This is a genomic window from Pseudoalteromonas sp. APAL1, assembly GCF_021532475.1.
Taxonomy (GTDB): domain Bacteria; phylum Pseudomonadota; class Gammaproteobacteria; order Enterobacterales; family Alteromonadaceae; genus Pseudoalteromonas; species Pseudoalteromonas lipolytica_C.
This window is the reverse complement of record NZ_JAKGAW010000034.1, coordinates 16,406-33,926: the sequence shown is the minus strand read 5'-3', so window position 1 is coordinate 33,926 and position 17,521 is coordinate 16,406. Positions and strand designations below refer to the sequence as shown.

Annotated in this window: 15 protein-coding genes; 11 read left to right on the top strand and 4 right to left on the bottom strand. The window is 40.5% G+C overall.

Annotated elements, in window-relative coordinates; genetic code table 11:
* Positions 1 to 10 precede the first annotated feature (10 nt).
* Positions 11 to 763: a substrate-binding periplasmic protein gene (locus L1264_RS15515; RefSeq protein WP_235404199.1), complete on the top strand. Its 753-nt coding sequence runs from the start codon at positions 11 to 13 to the stop codon at positions 761 to 763.
* Positions 764 to 838: 75 nt separating this feature from the next.
* On the opposite strand, the gene L1264_RS15510 is transcribed toward L1264_RS15515, so the two are convergent.
* Positions 839 to 2,530 carry a dipeptidyl-peptidase 3 family protein gene (locus L1264_RS15510; protein WP_135923677.1) on the bottom strand — a complete coding sequence of 564 codons (1,692 nt, stop codon included), beginning with the start codon at positions 2,528 to 2,530 and terminating at the stop codon, positions 839 to 841.
* A 270-nt stretch (positions 2,531 to 2,800) separates the two neighbouring features.
* On the opposite strand from L1264_RS15510, the gene L1264_RS15505 reads away from it, so the two are divergent.
* Entirely contained in the window at positions 2,801 to 3,643 is an 843-nt protein-coding gene (locus L1264_RS15505) for an HDOD domain-containing protein (protein WP_135923678.1), read from the top strand.
* Positions 3,644 to 3,703: 60 nt separating this feature from the next.
* Here L1264_RS15505 and rdgC read toward each other — a convergent pair whose 3' ends face one another.
* Together rdgC and L1264_RS15495 are read right to left on the bottom strand one after the other, a co-directional pair.
* On the bottom strand, positions 3,704 to 4,612 hold the full coding sequence (gene rdgC, locus L1264_RS15500) for a recombination-associated protein RdgC (protein ID WP_135923679.1): 909 nt from the start codon (positions 4,610 to 4,612) through the stop codon (positions 3,704 to 3,706).
* 90 nt (positions 4,613 to 4,702) lie between these two features.
* Entirely contained in the window at positions 4,703 to 6,466 is a 1,764-nt protein-coding gene (locus L1264_RS15495) for a sensor histidine kinase (RefSeq protein ID WP_135923680.1), read from the bottom strand.
* A 235-nt stretch (positions 6,467 to 6,701) separates the two neighbouring features.
* Between L1264_RS15495 and L1264_RS15490 the strand changes: the two genes are divergently transcribed.
* From L1264_RS15490 to thrC, 4 genes are all read left to right on the top strand, one after another.
* On the top strand, positions 6,702 to 7,076 hold the full coding sequence (locus L1264_RS15490; RefSeq protein ID WP_199526873.1) for a response regulator: 375 nt from the start codon (positions 6,702 to 6,704) through the stop codon (positions 7,074 to 7,076).
* A gap of 226 nt (positions 7,077 to 7,302) precedes the next feature.
* Positions 7,303 to 9,720: a bifunctional aspartate kinase/homoserine dehydrogenase I gene (gene thrA / locus L1264_RS15485; protein WP_235404198.1), complete on the top strand. Its 2,418-nt coding sequence runs from the start codon at positions 7,303 to 7,305 to the stop codon at positions 9,718 to 9,720.
* 9 nt (positions 9,721 to 9,729) lie between these two features.
* On the top strand, positions 9,730 to 10,656 hold the full coding sequence (gene thrB, locus L1264_RS15480; protein ID WP_135923683.1) for a homoserine kinase: 927 nt from the start codon (positions 9,730 to 9,732) through the stop codon (positions 10,654 to 10,656).
* An 18-nt stretch (positions 10,657 to 10,674) separates the two neighbouring features.
* On the top strand, positions 10,675 to 11,958 hold the full coding sequence (gene thrC, locus L1264_RS15475; RefSeq protein WP_199526874.1) for a threonine synthase: 1,284 nt from the start codon (positions 10,675 to 10,677) through the stop codon (positions 11,956 to 11,958).
* 32 nt (positions 11,959 to 11,990) lie between these two features.
* On the opposite strand, the gene L1264_RS15470 is transcribed toward thrC, so the two are convergent.
* Positions 11,991 to 12,359 carry a hypothetical protein gene (locus L1264_RS15470; RefSeq protein WP_135923685.1) on the bottom strand — a complete coding sequence of 123 codons (369 nt, stop codon included), beginning with the start codon at positions 12,357 to 12,359 and terminating at the stop codon, positions 11,991 to 11,993.
* 291 nt (positions 12,360 to 12,650) lie between these two features.
* Between L1264_RS15470 and glyA the strand changes: the two genes are divergently transcribed.
* From glyA to ribBA, 5 genes are all read left to right on the top strand, one after another.
* Positions 12,651 to 13,907: a serine hydroxymethyltransferase gene (glyA, locus tag L1264_RS15465; protein ID WP_135923686.1), complete on the top strand. Its 1,257-nt coding sequence runs from the start codon at positions 12,651 to 12,653 to the stop codon at positions 13,905 to 13,907.
* 107 nt (positions 13,908 to 14,014) lie between these two features.
* Positions 14,015 to 14,464: a transcriptional regulator NrdR gene (nrdR, locus tag L1264_RS15460; RefSeq protein WP_054552576.1), complete on the top strand. Its 450-nt coding sequence runs from the start codon at positions 14,015 to 14,017 to the stop codon at positions 14,462 to 14,464.
* Positions 14,465 to 14,466: 2 nt separating this feature from the next.
* Complete coding sequence (ribD, locus tag L1264_RS15455; RefSeq protein WP_199526875.1) at positions 14,467 to 15,606, top strand: bifunctional diaminohydroxyphosphoribosylaminopyrimidine deaminase/5-amino-6-(5-phosphoribosylamino)uracil reductase RibD; 1,140 nt, start codon at positions 14,467 to 14,469, stop codon at positions 15,604 to 15,606.
* Positions 15,607 to 15,610: 4 nt separating this feature from the next.
* Entirely contained in the window at positions 15,611 to 16,264 is a 654-nt protein-coding gene (locus L1264_RS15450) for a riboflavin synthase (protein ID WP_135923688.1), read from the top strand.
* Positions 16,265 to 16,306: 42 nt separating this feature from the next.
* Positions 16,307 to 17,422: a bifunctional 3,4-dihydroxy-2-butanone-4-phosphate synthase/GTP cyclohydrolase II gene (gene ribBA / locus L1264_RS15445; protein ID WP_135923689.1), complete on the top strand. Its 1,116-nt coding sequence runs from the start codon at positions 16,307 to 16,309 to the stop codon at positions 17,420 to 17,422.
* The last annotated feature ends 99 nt before the right edge of the window (positions 17,423 to 17,521 follow it).

Sequence of the window (17,521 nt, the reverse complement as noted above, 5' to 3'; positions counted from 1 at the left end):
GCACCTCGTAATGAAAATGTATATTTTTGTCGTGCTCTTTGCTTTGAGTTCAGCACCTAGCGTTGCGAAAAGTTATTATTTTGTTGGCAGCCATTTTCCATCGATTTTAGAACATAATGAACAAGGCCAGGTGGTCGGCCTTGGTGCCGATATTGCTCACGAAATATGTCGTCGGTTGGGTCATACGCTAGTTATTGATATTATGCCGTTGAAACGTGCCTTGAAGATGGTTGAACAAGGCCATGCTGATGCCATTATTGGCCCATACAAATCCCATTTGCGTGAACAGTACATGCATTATAGTGCTTTACCATTTTACGAAGACCCGATAGTTTTTTACACCAAACCGGATAGTGAGGTTACGTGGGTAGGTAATTTTGCCAGTTTACGAAAAGATACTATTGGGGTTATTCGCGGTTGGAACTATGGTGATGAGTTTAAACGCAATGCTTCGAGTTTGTCGCTGTCTGAGGTCGCCAGTGTCAGGGCTAGTTTTTTGCAATTAATGTATGACAGGGTCGATGTTATCCTGACTCACCCTCGTGCTGCGAAACCTGTTATAGATAGTTTAAATATTAAAGATAAAGTGGTTATGCTATCGCCAATCGTGACAGTCAATCAAGGCTATTTTGGTTTTAGTAAAAGTCGTGAACTCGATGAATTTATTAATGCTTTTAATGCTGAGTTTCAAAAAATGTTGATCAACGGGGATATTGTTCGTTTGAACAAAAAGTATGAACTCAGCTTTGTCGCTCATCATTAAAAAACGCTGCATCATGGCAGCGTTTTTTATTTGAGTTTTGCTATTAATTACTGCAAGCGAGCGCCTGCAATAAACTTATAGACCCAATACTTCTTTACCTTGTTTAAAGGTAACATCAACAGGAATGTTTGCTTTACTTAGTTTTTCTAAGTCTTTTGCAAGTTCTGCTTTAATTTCACCATGAGTGGCGATTAATTGATCCACTTTTTGATAATCACCGTCACCTTGAATGGTAAGAATTAAGCGAGACAGTTTTTCCATTGCAAGGCTCATTTTCTCCATGTTAACGCTGTATAGGCCGTCAGCATTTTTAGAGAAAGCACCTTCTTCAGCAAAGAAGTTAAAGCGGATCATGTTCGCTTTACCGTGTGCGCTTGATGCACCAAAACGTACAGAGCGGAAGATACCTGCCATAAAGGTGATGTAGTAATCTTCTAATGTACCATCAGTGATTTCGCCTTTCTTAAGTAATTGCTCAACCATGTAAAGACCTAAGATATCGGCTTTACCTTCTTCAAGTGCGCTTGCATGCTCTTGCAATGATTGGCGAACAGTACCTTTATCGGTAATCGTGTTTTTGATACCTAAACCATGCGCTACTTCATGGAACATTGTGTTGGCAAAGAACGCATCAAAGGTAATGTGTTTACGTTGTTCAGGGACAATCAACTGCTCAGAGATAGGCACTAAGATTTTATCGAATTTAGCACGCATAGCGTTTTTAAGTTGCAGACGACGGGTGCCTTTTTCTAGTTGAACTTGCTCATCATTTGGTAGGTTGATAGCAATTGTTTTACTACCTGCATTAGAGTGGCCAGCATAGTAAACTACATCATACGCGTTCAGATCTGCATCAGAGCCAGGGACCTCTTGTTTGTACTTGTCGTCAACAGGTAAGCCTTTTTGCAGTTCAGGTAGAAACGCCGCAAACTTAGCTAGTCGTTCACTCCAGGCAAGATCTTTAACAAGCACATACGACTCATAGGCTGCACGATAACCGAATAGCTGATCTTCGTAAGTTTCAATCGGACCAATAACCACATCGATTGGGTTATTTTTCATATCCATCCATGCAAAATCAGAAGCTCTAAAGTCATCAGTCACAAGCGCATCTGCGCGCATGCTTAAGTAATTTGCAAATTCTTTATCATCAGCAAGCTGGCTTGCTTCGCGCAGTAAGTTGGCCGCTTTTTCAAGCTCTTGTGCGTATTCTACTGAATAAGCAACGCTATAAAGTAAACCTTTTTCGTCACGCTTAATGACAGAGTAAAGCCCTGTTTTATCATCTAAAATTGCTTTGTTTAGCTCTTCTTTGCTCATATCACGAGGATAAAACTCAGCGCCAGCTGCTTTTTCTTCATAGCCAGATAAAAAGACTTCATCGCCATTTAAGCGATCCCAAGGGCCATAGTTGATATCAGCAAATTTTTGTATTTTCTGATCATTAATTTTCGCAAGGAAAGCATCTTTATTCTCGCCAAATGCTTGGCGCCAGAATAGCTCATCCATGATTTTTGATGCATCAATTAACTTACCGATCATTTGTTTTTGGTTGTCGCTTAGATGGCTTAAATCTGATGTAAGGGTAAAGTCAGTGTAAATATCTAAACGATTGCGATCGATATTAATAAGTTGCGGGTTATTTTCTTTAGCACTTTGCTCAGTTGTAGGTTTCGCTTCTGATGATGTTGCTGGTTGTTCAGAACATGCGCCAAGAAAAACAGCGCCAGATAAGATAAGTGCTTGGCTAATTTTATTTAATGTCATTTTTGCCCGTTCCCGATTTTTTGGTGAGAGTGATTGTTTAGAAAACAAAACGAGCACGCATTAAAGCAAAACTGATGCGTACCTGACAAGTTTACTCTATTTAGGGGTGTATTTAGCCTAAAATTATTAGTTAATAATAAAAAATAGATTATTGCTGTGATTTTCTTAACTTTAGCGCTAAGTTAGTCAATACTAAAACTATAATTAATTTAATAATGTCAGTCAGTAGCTTACCTGTAAAGTGAGCTACCCCAAGAGGATGGCACACATATGTCAACAGAAAATGCATTACTGACCATATTGGTCGATAGAATTAATAACGATACATTAGTACTACCTACATTGCCTGAAGTTGCAGTGAAGGTGAGGCAGGCTGCAGATAATCCAAACGTAAACCTAATGGACATGGCTGATGTTATTTCACACGACCCTGCATTATCTGCGCGAATGATAAAGGTAGCTAATAGTGCATTTATGGGGCGCTCAGTAAAAGTGACCAATTTGCATCAAGCGGTAACACGAATAGGCTTACGACAAATAAAAAACATCGCCACAGCAATGGCGATGGAGCAGCTGTTTGTGTCGCACAATGAGTTGATCAAAGGCTATATGGATAAGGCGTGGCAAAAAACCCTTAAAGTCGCGTGTCACTCAATTACTTTAATGGATTTCTTCCTACGCAGAAATAAGCAAACCTCGCTTAATCGCGACACAATTACTTTGGCTGCACTAGTTTATAACATTGGTGTCTTGCCAATTTTAACTGAAGCTGAAAAGCATCCTGAAGTATTCGCAAACCCAAGTTTCCTTGCTCATGCTATCCAAAAGTTGGGCGGTAAAGTAGGTGGTGCAATTATGCGCGCTTGGGGCTTTACTGATGAGTTTGTCGAAGTTGCTGAAAGTTGGGCAAATCCAAACTATCGTCCAGAGCATATATGTTATGTCGACTTCATTCGTATTGGCGCGATATTAGAAGGGATCTTACAGGTTTCTGATAAGTCAGCAGCATTACAAACCTACATGGACAAAGGTGTGATTGAATCTCTTGATATGTTCAACGAAGATGAGTATCACGACATGCTTAATGAAGTAAAAGCAATTTTTACTGAATAACTACAACAAAAAAGCGCGACCAAGTCGCGCTTTTAATATTAACCATTATCTGAGTTAATTTTATAAATCTTCTGCGTCACCTAAGCCTTGGGTCAGATCTTCTAGCAACTGCTTAATTTCTTCTGATGCTAAGATAAAGTCTGCATCAAGTTTTACCGCCATATCTTCTTTTGGAATGTCGGCGTTTTCTTCTTTTAATGTTTCTGAATAGCTTAAGCGCTTAATAGAACCATCGTTTTGCAGCATGAACTTAACGCGCTCTTGCCAATCAAGAGCAAGCTTAGTTACGCGCTTACCATTTTCTAGGTGAGATTTAACTTCATCACAAGATAGGTCATGGCCTTTTAATTTTACCTGAGCGCCACTGTCATCGGCTTCTTCAAGCTCTGCATCGTTACCGATAGAAAAGCCCTCAGGGGTACTGAAATTAGTTAACCAGTCAGTTAAAAATACATCTAAATCGTAGTTGGCAAATGCGGGTACCACAGGCAGTGTGCCAAGAGATTTACGTAGTAGGGCTAAAAGCTCTTCTGCTTTATTAAAGCTTGCGCTGTTAACCACAACCCAGCCATTCTTTTGGTCAATAAATGCAAACTGTAGGCTCGACTTTTTGAACGCTTGAGGCAGTAAAGTATGCAGAATATTTTCTTTTAGTTCGTCTTTTTCTTTTTTCTTTACTGGGCGGTTTTCTTCGGCTTCGATTTGCTCAACTTTTTCTGCCACCATTTCATTGATAACAGCGGCTGGCAGAACTTTTTCTTCACGCTTAGCGCATACTAAAATGCTGTCTTGAGAGAAATGAGACAGAGTTTGACCATGCTTACCGAACGCTTTTGTCCAACCGAAAGTTGAAAGCTCTTGGCCTGTACATGAGCGGAATAGATCTTGCTCTAGGGCTTTGTCGAAGTCTTCTTGAGAGTATGAAACGTCTTGTTTAAAACGGTAACAGATAAGGTTACTAAACCACATAATTAGGCTAATCCTTTCAATAAATTTGCCCAATCATAACAATAAAAAACTGATGCCGAAATGAATCATTTCGGCATTAGCTCTAATTGCTTATGAGTTAAACATTGAAAGTGGTTTTGGCATGTTTTTCGGAAAACTAATATGGTAATGCAAGCCTTTGCCTACTTCGCTTGATACTTCAATATCGCCACTGAGCGTCTGCTTAACGAGGTTAAAGGTAATATGCGTGCCCAAGCCACTACCGCCTTGGTCACGTTTAGTGGTAAAGAACGGGTCAAACAGTTTTTCGAGCTGATCTTTCGAAACGCCATTACCGTTGTCTTTAAAGTCGATAACTACTTCGTCGTCTTCATCTTTGATGATTATGTCAATCACGCCACTTTCGATGCCTTCAAAACCATGGATCAGAGAGTTCATAATCAAATTCGTAAAGATCTGACTAATCGCACCGGCTGGTAAATTTAAGGTCAAATCGCTAGGGCAATCTAAATTGATATGATGAGATGTTTTCTTAAGTTTAGGGTGAAGAGAGCGAATGACTTCACCTAAGTACTCTTTAAAGTTGATAGTGCGCACAGCTTCACTAGCTTGGTCTACTGCGATTTGTTTAAAACTCGCAACCAGTTCCGAGGCTCTATCTAAGTTACTCGTCAATAGGCTGGTGCTTTGTTTAGCATCATTAATAAATTCTTCTAACGCTTTTGGCGAGAGTGTTTTGTCTTTATATGCAGCTTCTATTTGATCAAGGCGCTCTTGTAAAAATGAAGTCGCAGTCACGCCAATGCCAATTGGCGTGTTTACATCATGGGTGATACCAGCAACTAGACCACCAAGTGCAGCCATTTTCTCAGAGCCGACTAAACGCTCTTGTGCCATGTTGAGTTCATCAAGGTAACGCTGCAGCTCGTTTTGTTTAGCAATCAGCTCTTGTTCGGTCTGTTTACGTAAATCGATTTCTTCGGTCAGCGTAAGCTTTTGCTTTTCAAGCTCGTATTTTTGTTCTTGTAAGTCCATCATCGCTTGACTCAAATTAGACGTTTTACGAGCTACTTCTTGTTCTAACTGCAAATTGTGTTGATCGAGTTTTTCATTACTGATTAACAACTCTTTTTGTGTGTGCTCGAGCTCTTCACGATAAAGTACAACTTTGTCGATAAGGCGATTGAATGACTCTTCCATTACTTTGAGCTCATTACGCTCGGTGGTTTTCACTTCAATATGACGACCTTCTAAGTCATTGAGCTCTAAATCTTCGATTTGTTCTGTAAATTGTGAAAGAGGCTCTGTGAGTCTTTTTCTAAAGGCAAGTAAGAATAAAAAGATCAAAAAGGTGGTTTTGATCATTGCATTACCAATCAAGAAGTAGATAGAAATCATGATTCGACTAAAAACGACTTCTCGACTTGAGAACAATGTGACATCACCAACTTGAGTCGTTTTACCTGAAAACTCAAAAATCAGTGGAAATGTATAACCGAACAAACCTGAAGGCGTGTCCTCAATAATGGCTTCTTCTTGCACTAACTGTTGGCTGTAAAGTTCATGTATATCTAAAGAACGGCCAAGTTGCGAAAGAACTTCACCACTATCGTCACGAACAATAATGCCTTCAATCATGGGGATTGCTAATAAACCTTCAGCGGTCGTAATAGTCTGTTTATCATTAAGTTCCCAAATAGCTCGGGTTAAACTGCGACTAAAGGTTTTTTGCAGTGTTGTTAGTTCATCGCGAATGTAATCTTTGGTGTTAACGTATTCAGCAATAACCTGTCCACATGTCACTACAAAAGTAAGTAGAAAGTAGACCGATAGTACATTTGTTAATAACTCTTTTGACAGGCTTTTTTGTAGCATGGAATATCCATAGCTCCTTGGTGACATGATTAATACATTCAGCTAGTTCTAAAGTTAGCTAATAAATGCTTAAAAATAAATAAATATATCCTTTTTTACTGGAAGTTTATTAATTGTTACTAATTTCTTAATAAACTTAGCCTTACTGCACTAATAAAAGTGTGTTATAAATTTGTACCGTATTTAATTTTAGACTTTTTTTACGTTGTAATTGTGACAACGAAGATTTTATTTCATGGATAATCTTAATTTTACCGTGCTGGTCTGTGATGACTCTACAATAGCCAGAAAACAGGTTGTGCGCTGTTTAGATGATTGTCTCAGTGCTGATATTCAACAAGCCTCAAATGGTCGAGAAGCGCTTGCCTTGTTAAGAGAGCAAAGTTTTGACTTGCTGTGCCTAGATTTAACAATGCCAGAAATCGATGGGATCGAAGTGCTCGAATCAATCAAGGCAGAAAAAATAGAATGCTTTGTTATCGTTATTTCGGCTGATATTCAAGCAGAAATGAAGCAAAGAGTAGTAAAGTTGGGTGCAATTGACTTCATTGATAAACCGATAGATATTGTGCGCTTAAAAGCTACTTTGCATAAATTTGGTATTCGTTAACTTTTAAAATTATTTAAATGCATAATTTATCTTTTTTTAAGGGTTGACATCTTGGCTGTTTTTAAGGCAGTCTACAGACTATGAAAACATTTAATCACGCAACGACCATTATTATTACAACCATCATCCTTACGGGATAGTGGCATAGGTCGGTGCAACAAAATTATAGGCCTGTGTTCACTAGAACACAGGCCTTTTTCGTTTATGGAATGAGGAAACATAAATAATGCGAGTATTAAAATTTGGTGGGTCGTCCTTGGCCGACTACGCATGTTTGCAACAGGTAGCTCAGTTAGTCAAAGAAGAACTGAAAGATGAAATGTTATTAGTGCTATCTGCACCGGGTGGCATGACAGACTCTTTGGTTGCATTGGCAAGTACAGCTGAACAAGGTCAAGACTTTAGTGAGCAGTGGCAGAATTTAATCAATCGCTGTGAGCAGCTAAAATCGGCGGTAGAAGCAGACTATGGTCAAGTAGCAAACTGGCCAGACTTAAGTGAGTTAAAAAATAAGCTTGATGGAGTGGCGCTATTAAAATGTTGTCCAGATCAAGTACGCGCTTATGTAATTAGCTTTGGTGAGCGTATTAGTGTTGCTCTAATGGAATGTATGCTCAAACAAAGCAATGCACGTTATTTAGAAGCAACAGAATGTATTGCTTCAGTGGGTGGCTACATTGATGCAGAGGCTGACCTTAATGTAAGCAAATTACGTTTTCAAGAAGCGTTAAAAGCTGCCCCAAGCACTATTTATATTATGCCGGGCTTTACTGCTGCGAATGAGCAAGGTGAATTGACTACTCTTGGTCGTAATGGCTCTGATTATTCTGCTGCAATAGCTGCGGCGTGTTTAGACGCTGATGTATGCCAAATCTGGACTGACGTTGATGGTGTTTACAACGCAGATCCGCGTTATATTAAAAAAGCTTCTAAAGTTGATTCGCTATCTTATAAAGAAGCGATGGAGCTTTCTTATTTTGGTGCGAAAGTATTGCACCCGAAAACGATTTTACCTTGTGCCAAAGCGGGTGTGCCGTGCGAGATTAAAAATACTCATAACCCACGTGCCGAAGGTTCTGTGATCAGTAACGACAGTGTATCTAACGAGCCAGTTAAAGCGTTATCACGTTTACAAAACCTCGCTATGTTGACGGTGTCAGGGCCTGGTATGAAGGGTAAAGTGGGGATGGCATCAAAAGTATTTAATGCCTTGGCTCATGACAATGTCTCAATCGTATTAATTACTCAATCTTCGTGTGAATTTAGTATCAGCTTTTGTGTGCATGAGAGTGATTTATCGTTAGCTCTTGAAGCACTGCAAACAGCCTTTGAATTAGAATCGCAAGCTGGTTTAATCGAGCCAGTACAAGTACAACGTAACCTTGCAATTGTCACTTTAGTGGGTGATAACATGCGTGCTCACAAAGGTTTAGCGGCCAAGTTCTTTGCTTCATTAGCTCAAGCACAAGTGAATATTGTAGCTATTGCACAAGATTCAACTGAAAGTGCTATTTCAGCAGTGATTGACGGTGAGCTATGCAACGACGCAGTAAAAGTGTGTCACGAGAACTTCTTTACTCACATCCCATCAATCGACGTGTTTTTACTTGGTTGTGGTTTAGTTGGGCAAGAGCTTATCCAGCAATTAGAGCGTCAACAAGCGTGGCTCGAAAAGCGTAATATCAAGCTTAATTTATACGGTGTTGCGAATTCAAAACAGTTATACCTAGACAGTGAAGGTATCGCTTTTGATGGTTGGCAGGATAAACTCGCAGCCTCTGAACAAGGCTTCGACCTTAATTTAGTTGAGCAATTTGTAAAACAAAACCACCTTATTAATCCTGTAATTGTTGATTGTAGCTCAGCCGATAAACTTGCTGCGCAATATGTTGATTTCTTAAATGCAGGTTTCCATGTGGTTGCGGCAAACAAAAAAGCCAATACTAGCTCGTATGCGTACTACCAAGATTTAGTTGCAGCGACACAAAAGAATAACCGTAAGTTTTTATACGAAACAAACGTAGGTGCAGGCTTACCGGTACTTGATAATCTCAAATCATTATTTGGTGCAGGTGACGAACTAATTAAGTTCAGCGGTATTCTATCGGGCTCATTATCGTATATGTTTGGTGCGCTTCAGGATGGTTTATCACTTAGCGAAGCAACATTAAAAGCGAAAGAAAGTGGTTTTACTGAGCCAGACCCGCGTGATGACTTATCGGGCACAGATGTAGCCCGCAAGCTGTTGATTATCGCTCGTGAATCAGGTCTTGAGTTAGAACTGAGCGATATCGAAGTAGAGTCTGTATTACCAAAAGGGTTTGCAGAAGGCGACTCTGTTGATGAGTTTATGGCGAAGCTACCTAGTCTAGATGCTGAATTTAACGACCGCATTCAAAGTGCAGCCAGTGAAGGTAAAGTTCTACGTTATGTAGGCACAATTGAAAATGGTCATTGTAAAGTCGGTATTGAGGCTGTCGATAGCAGTCACGCACTTTATGATATTCGCGATGGTGAAAATGCATTAGCAATTTTAAGTCAATACTATCAACCACGTCCGTTCGTGATTCGTGGCTATGGTGCTGGTGCTGAAGTAACAGCAGCAGGTGTATTTGCTGACATCCTCAAAACATTAACACGATAGGAGCAGGTTATGATCCGTGTATATGCACCTGCTTCTATCGGCAATTTTGCAGTTGGGTTTGACGCATTAGGCGCTGCTTTAGCGCCCATCGATGGCACTTTATTAGGTGATGTAGTTGAAGTAAGTCCTGCTGAGCAAGACACTTTTGTATGCTCTGGCGACTATGCCCATAAACTGCCTGCCAATGCAGAAGAAAACCTAGCATATCAATGTTTAATTCACTTTAAAGAACACGTTGCGCCTGCTATGCCAGCGGTAAAACTTGAACTTAAAAAGAATCTACCTATTGGCTCTGGGTTAGGTTCAAGTGCTTGCTCTGTGGTGGCAGCCTTTGCAGCCCTTGATAAATTTGCACAAACCAATTTATCACAAGAGCAACTCATCGAATTGATGGCTGATTTTGAAGCTATGGTTAGTGGCGGCCGTCATTACGATAACATCACACCATGCTACTTAGGTGGCTTGCAATTAACTGGCGAACTCATTCCCAATAAATCAATTTCGTTACCTGTTGATAATCAATGGTATTACGTGGCGGCTTTTCCTGGCTTTTCGCTAAATACCGCAAAAGCACGCTCAGTACTGCCAAAACAATTATCAATGCATGACAGTGTTGAATTTGCACAACGTCTTTCGGCTTTTAGCAGTTTACTGCTAACGGGACGCTTTGATGCTGCGCTATCAATCATGACTGATGAAATAGCCGAGCCGCATCGAGCACCCCTTATTCAAGGTTTTGCCGAAGCGAAACAAGCATTACCAGAGCTTGGTGCCGAAATCGTCAGTATTTCGGGTGCAGGCCCAACATTATTCACCGTGTGTAAAAGTTTAGATGCTGCAGAAAAATGCGCAGCTTGGCTGAACGATAATTACATTAATGAGCAGGGTTTCAGCCACATCTGTCAACTCGATCAGCTTGGCACACGAGAGCTTTAAAGAATTTAAGGAAACAACATGCAATTACATAATTTAAAAGATGAATCACAACAGGTGTCGTTTGTTGAAGCGGTAAAAACGGGGTTAGGGCGTAATCAAGGTGTCTTTTTTCCTGATAGCTTAACGCCTATCAAAGATGTTGATGCGCTACTTGATTTGGACTTTGTTAGCCGTAGCAGCAAAATTTTATCACACCTGATTGGTGATGAGCTGCCTGCCGATACTGTTGCACAGATGGTGCAAAATGCGTTTAACTTTGATGTGAAATTGGTTGAAGTTGAAAAAGACATGTATTGCTTAGAGCTTTTTCATGGTCCAACGCTTGCCTTTAAGGACTTTGGTGGTCGTTTTATGGCTGAGTGTTTGGCGCAGTTTAACCAAGGCGAAAAAGTAACGATTTTAACGGCAACATCGGGTGATACAGGAGCCGCCGTTGCTCATGCGTTTTATAACAAGCCAAATATTGATGTAGTTATTCTGTATCCGAAAGGTAAAATTTCATTAGCGCAGCAAAAACTGTTCACCACACTTGGCAATAACATTCACTGCTATGCAGTTGATGGTAGTTTTGATGACTGTCAAAGCATGGTCAAAAATGCGTTTTTAGACGATGAAGTAAAACAAAAACTTGGCCTTAACTCAGCTAACTCGATCAATATCAGTCGCTTGGTCGCTCAAGTGTGTTATTACTTTGAAGCAATAGCCCAGTTGCCAAAAGAAAAGCGTAGCAAGGCACATATCTCAGTACCAAGTGGTAACTTTGGTAATGTGTGCGCTGCGATGATTGGTGCTGTACTTGGTATGCCTGTCGCAAAATTGAGTGCAACAACCAACCAAAATGACACTGTGCCACGTTTTTTACAAAGCAAAGAGTGGGCACCTAACGAAACGCTTGAGTCATTATCAAACGCAATGGATGTGAGTAAACCGAATAACTGGCCACGTGTTCAATTTATGTTGGATAATAATTGGTTTAGCTATGATGACTTTTACTCAAGTTGTGTTGGCGAAGAAGAAACCAAAGAAGTGATGAAAAAAATTCATCAAACGGGTTATATCGCAGAACCTCATACAGCGATTGCTTATCAAGGCTTAAAAGAAAATTTAGCAGATGGCAGTGCCGGTATATTTTTAGCAACGGCACATCCTGCTAAATTTAAAGAAAGTGTTGAAGATATTTTAGGTATTGAGTTAGCAATGCCTAAGCCTCTAGCAGATGCCCTTGCAAAGCCTTGTTTAGCAGAAGACATCAAGCATGATTATCAACTATTGAGAACAGAGCTTTTAAATAAACTAGCTTAAAGTAATTAAAAGAGCGGCATTGCCGCTCTTTTTTAATGTGATAATGAATGGCTGTGGCGGTTCAATAATCGCATTGCAATTATCACTAACGCACTAAAACATAGCAAAGCGCAGCTTAATAAGATGATCTCGTTTTGCGTCCATTGTGTTAAAGTCAGAGCACTAATGAATAAAATAAAGGGTTTAAATTCATAGTAATAGCGCGCTCTTCTTTGTTTAATTCGCTGACTTTTTTGATCTCGTCTTCGCGCTTCTGAGCGCATTCGCCATATGTTTGCACCCAGCAAAAATAACACAATACCAATGAGTGTGTAGAGCAGCTCATGAGGTATGACGATACAGGCAATACCTAAAAACAAATAGCAGTAGGGAACAAGTTCATAAATGGGCTTGGCTAACATTGACTCAAAACATCCTTGATCTGGGTTTGTATTACAAGCTTAGTTTCATTGTGCCCATATGCAAACGCATGATGAACTTTTTACGCTAAATCATATTTTAAAAATATATGTAATGTTTTAAATTTATAAATTTTTATTATGTATCAATAAAAAAATATCATTATTAAAACACTGTGAAATAAATTCAATCCCTGTTTAAATATGTTCATCTTTACAAGATAGGCAAAAGTGCGTTTTAAGCGTACAATATAGCCTTCAAAAAATACCATACACGTTGCCTTAGGAGACCCCATGTTAGAACGTAGCATGAATATTTCGGATTTCGATCCAGAGTTATTTGCAGCCATCACTAAAGAGACGGCTCGTCAAGAAGAGCACATCGAACTGATCGCGTCTGAAAACTACTGTAGCCCACGCGTACTTGAAGCGCAGGGTTCTCAGCTTACCAACAAATATGCTGAAGGTTACCCAGGCAAACGTTACTATGGCGGTTGTGAACATGTTGATGTTGTTGAGCAGCTAGCAATTGACCGTGCTAATGAATTATTCGGTACTGATTACGCTAACGTTCAACCGCATGCGGGTTCACAAGCAAACGCAGCTGTTTTCCAAGCACTTCTTCAGCCACATGACACAGTACTAGGTATGAGCTTAGCTCATGGTGGTCACTTGACTCACGGTTCACACGTTAACTTTTCTGGTAAAACGTACAATGCAATTCAATACGGCCTAAATGACGAAACAGGCGAAATTGATTACGCTCAAGTTGAAGCGCTAGCATTAGAGCACAAACCAAAAATGATCATCGCTGGTTTCTCAGCATACTCAGGTATCGTTGATTGGGCTAAATTCCGTGAAATCGCTGACAAAGTTGGTGCATACTTATTCGTAGATATGGCTCACGTTGCTGGTCTTATCGCAGCGGGTGTATACCCAAGCCCAATCCCTCACGCACACGTTGTTACTACGACAACTCACAAAACATTAGCGGGCCCTCGTGGCGGTCTAATCGTTTCTGCATGTGGTGATGAAGAAATCTACAAAAAGCTAAACAGCGCAGTATTCCCTGGCGGTCAAGGTGGTCCTTTATGCCACATCATCGCTGCTAAAGCAGTTGCTTTCAAAGAAGCATTACAACCAGAATTTAAAGCGTACCAAGCTCAAGTGGTAAAGAACGCTCAAGCTATGGTTGAAGTTCTTCAAGAGCGTGGCTACAAAGTTGTTTCTGGTAAAACAGACAACCACTTATTCCTTCTTGACCTAATCGATAAAGATATCACAGGTAAAGATGCTGACGCTGCACTAGGTAACGCTAACATCACTGTAAACAAGAACTCAGTTCCTAACGACCCACGTTCACCGTTCGTAACGTCTGGTCTTCGTATTGGTTCTCCAGCTATTACTCGCCGTGGTTTCAAAGAAGCTGAGTCAAAAGAGCTTGCTGGCTGGATCTGTGACGTACTAGACAACATCAATGATGAGTCTGTACAAGCTGAAGTAAAAGAGAAAGTTAAAGCTATCTGTAAAAAATTACCAGTTTACGCTTAATTATTGGTTAAACCGTAATTAAGATAACAATAGCGTTGTTTTTTGCTATTATAAAGGCCGCTTAATAAGCGGCCTTTTTTGTTTTTAATAAACGGAAGCTGAACTCTATGCATTGTCCTTTTTGCACCGCAAAAGATACTAAAGTAATTGATTCTCGACTTGTTGGCGGCGGCCACCAGGTTAGGCGTCGACGTGAATGTAACGAATGTCACGAACGTTTTACCACCTTTGAAGGCGCAGAACTTGTGATGCCAAGAGTCATAAAGCAAGACGGTAGTCGTGAACCATTTAATGAAGACAAATTACTCAATGGCTTGCATCGTGCGCTAGAAAAACGCCCTGTCAGCACCGAGCAGGTCGATGAAGTGGTCAACATTATTAAATCTCAGCTTCGTGCCACGGGTGAACGTGAAATTTCTAGCCATTTAATTGGTGAGTGCATTATGGAGTCACTAAAAAAACTAGATAAAGTGGCTTATGTTCGCTTTGCATCAGTTTACCGTTCTTTTGAAGATATTCGCGAGTTTGGTGAAGAAATCGCTCGTTTAGGTGATTAACTATGTCATTCACAGAACTTGATACGGCTTATATGGCACGCGCCATAGAGCTTGCTAAACAAGGTCGTTTTACTACAACACCAAACCCTAATGTTGGCTGTGTACTGGTTAAAGATGGCGAAATAGTCGGTGAAGGATTTCATCAACTAGCAGGGCAGGGCCATGCTGAAGTTAATGCTCTGGCAGTGGCTGGCGACAATGCAAAAGGTGCCACCGCATATGTGACTTTAGAACCTTGTAGTCATTATGGACGCACACCGCCTTGTGCCGAAGGTTTAAAAGCTGCGGGTGTTAGCAAAGTTATAGCTGCCATGGTCGACCCAAACCCAGCTGTGAGTGGTCGCGGTCTACAGATTTTAGCAGATGCAGGTATCGCTGTAGCATCAGGTTTACTTGAACAACAAGCTCGCGATTTAAACAAAGGCTTTTTAAAGCGCATGGAAACTGGGTTGCCATATGTGATTTGTAAAATGGCTTGCAGTTTAGACGGTAAAACTGCGCTAAATAATGGCCAAAGTAAATGGATCACAGGGCCTAAAGCGCGCCAAAATGTGCAAGCATTTCGTGCCCAAAGTTGCGTGGTACTCACTGGTGCAGATACGGTTATGACTGATAATGCCAAACTCAATGTACGCATTGATGAGCTGCCAATTGATATGCCAACGTCACTGCCTTTGCGTCAACCTACTCGTGTGATTATTGATTCACAAAATAGGTTAACGCCTGAACTTGCATTATTTAGCATTGAAAGTCCGGTGATTATTTTCACTACATCGCTTGATAAACAGCATCAATGGCCTCACTTTGTTAAACACGAAGTTGTACCAGCAGTTAATAATAAAGTTGATCTATCAGCGGTTTTAAAGCGTCTTGCTGAGCTGCAATTTAACCATATTTGGCTCGAAGCAGGTGCGACCCTTGCCGGTGCATTTGCTGAGCAAGATTTAATTGATGAATACATTGTTTATATTGCCCCTAAGTTAATAGGTGATATGGGCAAAAGCTTACTAAACTTTGCAGAAGTTACCATGATGAGTGATATCACTGAACTGACCTTTACTGATACAGTGATGATTGGCGACGATATTCGCTTAACAGCGACAAAAGCAAAGCAAGCCACACACATTGAAAATAAAGAGTAGCACTATGTTTACTGGAATTATTGAAGCAACAGGTAAAATTGTTGAACTAACACAAAAGCAAGGTGACCTAGCTATTCGTATTCAAAGCACTAATTTGGATATGAAAGACGTTAAGCTCGGTGACAGTATTGCCACCAATGGTGTGTGTTTGACGGTTGTCGCTAAACATAGCGATGGTTTTAGTGCTGACTTATCAAACGAAACAATCAGCTTAACGGGCTTTGCTCACTATAAAAAAGGTCAAACAGTTAACCTTGAAAAAGCCATGCAACCACTTTCTCGCTTAGGTGGGCATTTAGTATCTGGTCATGTTGATGGTATTGCGACTGTAGAAAGTATCAGTCCTAATGCTCGTGCAACAGAGTACTGGCTAAGTACTGACAATGATTTAATGAAGTACATTCCTTACAAAGGTTCGGTATGTATTGATGGTATTAGTTTAACGGTCAACGAGGTCGAGCAAAACCGCTTTAAGTTGACTATTGTTCCGCATACCGCAGAGCAAACAACGATTGCAGAATTTCAAGTGGGTACTCAGGTGAACCTAGAAGTTGACCAGATTGCTCGCTATTTAGAGCGCCTAATAAAAGGGGCCGAACAACCTTCCCGTTCAGACATATCAATGAGCTTGTTAGCACAAGCTGGTTTTATTAAATAAGCAAAGATACGTCACTATTAATCATACTCTCATGGGCACATTATGAATCTACACAGCGCGCAAGAAATTATCGATGACATTAAAGCCGGTAAAATGGTTATTTTAATGGACGATGAAGACAGAGAAAATGAAGGCGATTTAATCATCGCAGCAGAGCATATCAGTGCTGATGCTATCAATTTTATGGCAACACACGGTCGTGGTTTAATTTGTTTAACGATGACGCAAGAGCGTTGCCAGCAGTTAGATTTGCCGTTAATGGTTAAAAATAACGGTGCTGCTTTTTCAACTAACTTCACTATGTCGATTGAAGCAGCGAAAGGCGTAACGACAGGTATTTCAGCAGCTGACCGAGCACGTACAGTTCAAGCAGCTATTGCCAAAGGTGCCGTGCCGAGCGATATCGTACAACCTGGGCATATTTTCCCAATTATGGCGCAACCAGGTGGCGTGTTAACACGCGCAGGTCATACCGAAGCCGGTTGTGATTTAGCTCGTTTAGCGGGTCTTGAGCCTTCGTCAGTGATCGTTGAAATCTTAAATGCCGATGGCACCATGGCACGTCGTCCAGATCTTGAAATTTTTGCAAAAGAGCATGGCTTAAAGATTGGCACTATTGCAGATTTAATTGAATACAGAAACCTAAACGAAACCACCATTGAGCGTGTTGCTAAATGTAAACTGCCAACAGATCACGGTGAGTTTGATTTAGTTACCTACAAAGACACCATTGATGGTCAACTTCACTATGTTTTACAAAAAGGTGAAGTATCGAAAGAAGAACCAACGCTTGTTCGTGTTCACTTACAAAGTACTTTCAATGATATTTTATTATCTGATCGTAGTGCTGATCGCAGTTGGGGCTTATCGGATGCGATGGCTTACATTGCAGAACACAATGGCGTGCTGGTGATTTTGGGTAAGCAAGAATCAACTGAAGACCTTGAAGCAATGGTAAAAGCATTTGCTGCCGAAGATGCGGGTGAAAATGTAAATCATCGTAAATTCCAAGGGACATCGCGTACTGTCGGTGTGGGCTCGCAGATTTTGGCTGATTTAGGTATTGAAAAAATGCGCTTAATGAGCCGTCCGAAAAAATACCATGCACTATCAGGTTTCCACTTAGAAGTGGTTGACTACGTTGAGCCGCAATCTTAATTAACGCGTAATTTAATTAAGAGGTTTACTCGTAATTTTATTTAAATTCAATGCGGTTAGCGTTACGAGTGGCCACTAGAGTTAGATTTATTAGCCAGA